This window comes from Jatrophihabitans sp. (assembly GCF_036389215.1).
GTDB lineage: Bacteria > Actinomycetota > Actinomycetes > Mycobacteriales > Jatrophihabitantaceae > Jatrophihabitans_A.
Window position 1 is genome coordinate 1 of sequence record NZ_DASVQG010000353.1, and the last position, 3,826, is coordinate 3,826.

Genomic DNA, 3,826 nt, shown 5'->3' on the forward strand with positions numbered 1-3,826 from the left:
TTCCTGATCCCTCCGGAGTCCGAACGCAAGCGCGGTGAGGGCTTCTGGGAGGAATACCTCGCCAGGCCGTCGGGGATGCACATCACCTGTCACAAATAGCCGGGCGAAACAGGACGCGGGAGAGGGCTGACCAGCACCGGAGCGGCCAGCACGGTGTTGTCGATCACGACGTCGGCGCGCTGGCGCGGCCGGCACGTCGCGAGGTAACGGCGCTGGGCGAGCACTTAGCGGGCCATGCTCGGGTGCTCCGGATCCCGCTCGGAGCCGTCCCGGCTCGCCATCCGGCGGGCGGTCTCGTCGAAGCCGACGTCCAGGAAGATCGACAGCTCCCAGGCGCCGGCAAGCTCCGCCCGGTGCAGGAACAGCCCGTCCACCACCACGACTGCGCCGGCCGGGGCGGTCCGCGGCGGCGGGTGCAGCACCTGGTCGCTCGCCAGGTCATGCCCGGCCGGCCGGTACCGGCGGCTGCCGCGTGGCCCGAGCGGGGTGAGCACCTCGGCCCACAGCCGGTCATAGTCGAAGGAGTCCAACCAGAACCCGCTCGGTGACTGCCTGCCGCGCCGGTAGCGGATCGCCCGGACCTGGTGGAAGTCATCGACCCCTATCCGGACCACCGGCCGGCCCCGCCGGCGCAACGCGGCGGCCAGCTCGTCGGCGAAGCAGGTCTTGCCGGCCCCGTCGACACCGTCGACACCGACCCGGACGCAGTCCGCTCCCCCGGCCGGCGGCAGGGTCGCCGCCGGGGGCAGGGTCGCCGCCGCCGGTACCAGGGCGGCGATCAGGTCCACCAGCCGGCCGCGAGCCGACGAGCGCACCGGGTCCGCCGCGTCCACGGGTTCCACCGGGTCTTCCACCTCCACCGGGTCTTCCGCGTCTACCGGGCCACCCCTGAAGGCCCGGCTACAGCTTGACGCCGAGCAGCGCGTCCACCATGCGGCCCACCAGCTCGGGGGCCGTGGGATCCGTCGCGCCGCCAGGCTGCTCGACGGTCAACCGGGCCCACCGGTCGACGGCCGCCAGCACGCCGCTGGTGTCGAGGTCATCGGCGAGCCGATCCCGCACGTGCTCCAGCAACGCCATGCCATCCGGGCCGGCCGGTGCGGCGGTGGCCGCTCGCCAGCCGGCCAGCCGCAACTCGGCCTGCGGCAACCGGCCGCCGGTCCATTCCCGGTCGGCCCGGTAGTGCCCGTCCAGCAGCGCCAGCCGGATCGCCATCGGGTCGACGCCGGCCCCGCGCAGCTTGGAGACGAACACCAGGTTGCCGCGCGACTTGCTCATCTTCTCGCCGTCCAGCCCGATCATGCCGGCGTGCACGTAGTGCCGGGCGAACGGCCATTCGCCGGTCAGCGCCTCGGCGTGTGCGGCCGAATGCTCGTGATGCGGGAACCGCAGGTCCGAGCCACCGCCCTGCACGTCGATGCCCATCCCCAGCCGGTTGCGGGCGATCACCGAGCACTCGATGTGCCAGCCCGGCCGGCCGGCCCCGGCCGCGGTCTCCCAGAACGGCTCACCCTCCCGGCGGCCCCGCCACAGCAGCGCATCCAGCGGGTCATGCTTGCCCGGCCGGTCCGGGTCACCACCGCGCTCGGCGAACAGGGTGAGCATCTGCTCGCGGGAATAGCGGGACTCGTATCCGAACCGGCCATTGCTGGGCGTCCGGGCGTAGATGTCGGACTCGAGCCGGTAGGCGTGGTCGTCGGCCAGCAGCTTGGCCACCGCCTCGGCGATCTCCTCCACCGATTCGACCACGCCGACGTAGTCCGCCGGAGGCAGCACCCGCAGCGCGGTCATGTCCTGGCGGTACAGCTCGGTCTCGCGCTCGGCCAGTTCCGACCAACCGGTGCCGGTCGCGGCCGCACGCTCCAGCAGCGGGTCGTCGATGTCGGTGACGTTCTGGACGTAGTGCACGGCATGACCGGCGTCCAGCCATAGCCGCTGCACCAGATCGAAGGCCAGGTAGGTGGCGGCGTGCCCCAGGTGGGTCGCGTCGTAAGGAGTGATTCCGCACACGTAGATCCGGGCCGTGGCGCCCGGCGCGGTGGGCCGGACCTCGTCTGCCGCGGTGTCGTACAGCCTCAGTGGCCGTGCGGTACCCGGTAGCTCCGGCACGTCAGGGGTGGGCCAGGACTGCATGGCGGTTACGTTAGCCGCAGGTCAGCCTCATTGCCCGCGCCGGGCAGCGTGGCACTGGAGAAGGGCAGCCTTGCGATCGTTGGCCGCGGTGCCGCTGGTCGCTCGGCGGGTCGCCCTGCTCCGCGGCCAACGATCAGGTCGGACGGCGGCCAGCGGTCAGGTCGACGGCAGCCGGTGCGGTAGAACTGGGTGATGCTCCCGAATTCGCGTCTCCTGGTGTCGGTGACCAAGTCGATGCAGGCCGATCGGCAGCGACTGTTCGACGTGCTGGCCGATCCGGCCCAGCATCCGCTGATCGACGGCTCCGGTTCGGTGAAGGCGGTGCGGCCGGGCGGCCCCAGCCGGCTGAGCCTGGGTGCCACCTTCTCGATGGACATGCGGCTGGGCACCGATTACCGGATCCTCAACACCGTGGTGGAGTTCGACGAGCCGGCGCTGATCGGCTGGCGGCACTTCAACGGTCACGTCTGGCGGTACCGGTTCACCGAGGTGCCCGGTGGCACCGAGGTCACCGAGGAGTGGGATGCCCGTAGCGCCCAGAACCGGCTTGCCCTGCAGTTGCTGCGGTTTCCACAACGCAACCTGGCCGGCATGACCGCCACCCTGGATCGGCTGGCCGAACTCGCCACCGCCCCGCGCTAGCGACAGCTGTGTCGCGGGCGCAGGTCCAACCCGCAGGTCGAAGCCGGCCCAGCGCTGATGCAGTCCCGGGGCGGCCGGAGCTACCGCCCGGTCGGCACCGGGTGCAGCCAGCCATCGGGGTCGGCAATCAGCCCATGGTGCAGATCCATCAGCGCCCGGCGCAGTGCCAGGGTCACCGGGCCTGGCTGCCCGTCGCCGATCGTCCAGTCGCCGTCGACCGGATCGCGGACCGCACTCACCGGCGTGATCACGGCGGCGGTGCCGCACGCGAACACCTCCGTGATCCGGCCCTCCGCGCTCTCCTGTTGCCACTGCCGCACCGAGATCCGTTCTTCCCGGGTCCGGTAGCCCAGCCGTTCGGCCAGGGCCAGCAGCGTGTCCCGGGTGATCCCGGGCAGCAGCGAGCCGGTGAGCTCGGGCGTGACGATCTCGCTGCCGGCCCCGGTGTCGCGCACGAAGAAGAGGTTCATCCCGCCCATCTCCTCGACCCAGCGCCGCTCGACCGCGTCGAGCCAGACAACCTGCTGGCAGCCGGCCTCCTGCGCCTGGCGCTGGGCCAGGTAGGAGGGCGCGTAGTTGCCCGCAACCTTGACGTCGCCGGTGCCGCCGGGGATAGCCCGGCAGTAGTCGCGGCTGATCAGCACCGAGACGCCGTCCACCCGGTCTCCGAAGAATCCGGCGGCCACGAACGCCATCAGCAGGAAGCGGTAGTTCTCCGCCGGACGCAGCATCAGGTGTGGATCGGTGGCGAACATGAGCGGTCGCAGGTACAGACTGTGCGCCGGATCGTCGGACAGCCGCTCGTGGTCGGCGGCGACGAGTTGGTCCACCGCACCCATGAAGATCTCCGTGGGCAGTTCCGGCATGGCCAATCGGCGGGTTGAGGTCTGAAAACGACGGGCGTGCTCGTGCGGCCGGAACACCACCATCGAGCCGTCCGCGCGCCGGTGGGCCTTCAGGCCCTCGAACGCGACCTGGCCGTAGTGCAGCCCGACCATGCCCGGATGGATGGAGAGGTTCTGCAGCCGGCTGAATTCGGGCTGGTGCCAAC

The 3,826-nt window shown here is 71.4% G+C and carries 4 protein-coding genes; 1 reads left to right on the forward strand and 3 read right to left on the reverse strand.

From position 1 onward, the window contains the following. Nucleotides 1-224: 224 nt before the first annotated feature. Nucleotides 225-842, reverse strand: coding sequence for a uridine kinase (locus VF542_RS20230; protein ID WP_408653501.1), 618 nt, complete (start codon nt 840-842; stop codon nt 225-227). A gap of 58 nt (nt 843-900) precedes the next feature. After that, on the reverse strand, nt 901-2,133 hold the full coding sequence (gene mshC, locus VF542_RS20235; protein ID WP_408653502.1) for a cysteine--1-D-myo-inosityl 2-amino-2-deoxy-alpha-D-glucopyranoside ligase: 1,233 nt from the start codon (nt 2,131-2,133) through the stop codon (nt 901-903). 216 nt (nt 2,134-2,349) lie between these two features. On the opposite strand from mshC, the gene VF542_RS20240 reads away from it, so the two are divergent. Further along, nucleotides 2,350-2,775, forward strand: a complete 426-nt coding sequence (locus tag VF542_RS20240; RefSeq protein ID WP_408653503.1) for an SRPBCC family protein — start codon at nt 2,350-2,352, stop codon at nt 2,773-2,775. An 80-nt stretch (nt 2,776-2,855) separates the two neighbouring features. Here VF542_RS20240 and VF542_RS20245 read toward each other — a convergent pair. After that, nucleotides 2,856-3,826 (reverse strand): branched-chain amino acid aminotransferase (locus VF542_RS20245; protein WP_408653504.1); only part of this gene is annotated, 971 nt, incomplete at its 5' end.

Coding starts and splice junctions, on each gene's coding strand:
- mshC (WP_408653502.1), bottom strand. CDS start 2,133: ATGCAGTCCTGGCCCACCCCTGACGTGCCGGAGCTACCGGGTACCGCA.